The sequence below is a fragment of the Vogesella fluminis genome (assembly GCF_014652335.1).
Classification (GTDB): Bacteria; Pseudomonadota; Gammaproteobacteria; order Burkholderiales; family Chromobacteriaceae; genus Vogesella; species Vogesella fluminis.
In genome coordinates this window covers 1-1,643 of the sequence record NZ_BMYP01000101.1, presented here as the reverse complement: position 1 = coordinate 1,643, position 1,643 = coordinate 1, and the positions used below count along the sequence as shown (strand labels likewise).

Genomic DNA, 1,643 nt, shown 5'->3' with positions numbered 1-1,643 from the left:
CCGCCGGTGTAAGGCCAGTTCTCAAGGGTGTGCACAATGGCGTCCTGACCGCTCAGGAACGACACGCCGTCAAAATCTAGGCAAAGGTCTAGGCGCCGTACTGAAAAACGCACAGTGAGGCGGGAAACGGCCAAAAACACGGTTTCCGCATAGGACGCAGGAACCTCAAGCGTGGCTTTGCCGTTCATCACCTCACCACCCCACCAGATGAACGCATCCGGATGACCGGTGGACAGCATGTCAAACCTGAAGCCATACCCACGGTTATAACCATGCTTGGCCTTGCATGGTTCAGGGTGAAAACCCGTTTTCAAAAGGCAATCTGTGACCTCGTCCACTTCCGAATCAGGGAACGATAGACGGAGCCAGTCAAGGCGCCAAAAGGGTACGTTTTTGCCCGTTGAAGGGTAATCAACCCCCGTATTACAGGGTGGGGGTGTGATTACCCCCGGTGGTGTACTAAAATCCGTCTGCACGAAACTCACCTTTCGTGTTGGCAGTACGATGAGCCCCGCCCGCCAGCGGGGCTTTTTCGTTTGTGTTGGTGGAACGCGGAAAGCAAAAACCGGCGCTCGCCGCTGGGCAGAGGGGCAGGCATAAAACCCGCCTACCCCTCAACCCTGAGCTTGTGGGGGAGAGTCGGCGTCAAGGGGATGATGCTCGCCCGGTCCTGCCCGCGGTTCGCGCTGCGCGCATTCCCACGTGCAGGCTGCGGCCTGCGCGTCACCCCTTGACCCCGCCTTCCTCCCCAGCAGCATCCGGCCCTGTCGGGCCTCCTGCAGAAATCAGCTGTTCAGCCTCGAACGCCTTGGCAAGTTCTGGCCCAAGCATTTCCATCATCGTGCTCACCATCTGCTCTTGAGCCTTGTTCTGGATCTGCATCTTGCGTTCGAACTCAACCACAGCCGCAGCAACAACCTGATGGCACCATGTGGCCGTTGGCGTGCCATGCAATTTGGCGATGCGATCTACTCGCTTTTTCATGTCAGGGAGGAACTTGACCCGCACTTCCTCGCTTCGAATCTGACGTATTTCGTCCATGTTTATCTCCGGCATTGCCTCTATTGAGGTGCAATAAGTGGATCATGGGCAAGAAAAATGCCCACGTCAAGAAACGCGGGCATGTTTGTCCAGGTGATATCTCAGTACGGTATTTCTTCAAACTTGGATTGGTCACCAGATGACTGCTGCCGGATTAAATTCGCACGCCTGGCCTTTTCCGCCATCGCCTCAAAAAGCACGTTGGCAACCTCTGCTCTATCCCCGTCTGCCCGCTGGAGCATCTCACCAAGCAGGCCGCCCCATTGTGTGACCATCGACAAAACCCGGTCGTCCAAAGAGCGGGCAACAGCAGGCTGCACGTCAATGCGCTTGTCCACGGTTTCAGCCCCGGCGAAGAATGGCAGGAATGCAGCTGAAAAGCCGGATGCAGCAAGCTCATCGCGACGCCCTTGCTTGAGCATCAGCCAGAAAACCATGGCAAGTTCGGCCTTCTTCGGCTTCAGCTCGATTTCAAAGCGGCACCAGCCTTTCCGGAATGGGTCTCGCATCTGGAGACCCTTTTCGTACCAGCGAATCATGCACTCCCCATCGCGGCGGCCAACGTAAAGCGTGGAGCCAGTGCCTTGCCCCATGTCGTCAAT

General features: G+C 56.8%; 3 protein-coding genes. All 3 read right to left on the bottom strand.

Annotated features, from left to right (window positions below):
* Nucleotides 1-239: hypothetical protein (locus IE083_RS15595; protein WP_189354950.1), on the bottom strand; the 239-nt coding region annotated here is incomplete at its 3' end.
* A gap of 484 nt (nt 240-723) precedes the next feature.
* A complete protein-coding gene (locus IE083_RS15590) occupies nt 724-1,041 on the bottom strand; it encodes a hypothetical protein (protein ID WP_189354949.1) in 318 nt (105 codons plus the stop codon).
* Nucleotides 1,042-1,142: 101 nt separating this feature from the next.
* Nucleotides 1,143-1,643 (bottom strand): replication initiation factor domain-containing protein (locus IE083_RS15585; RefSeq protein ID WP_189354948.1); only part of this gene is annotated, 501 nt, incomplete at its 5' end.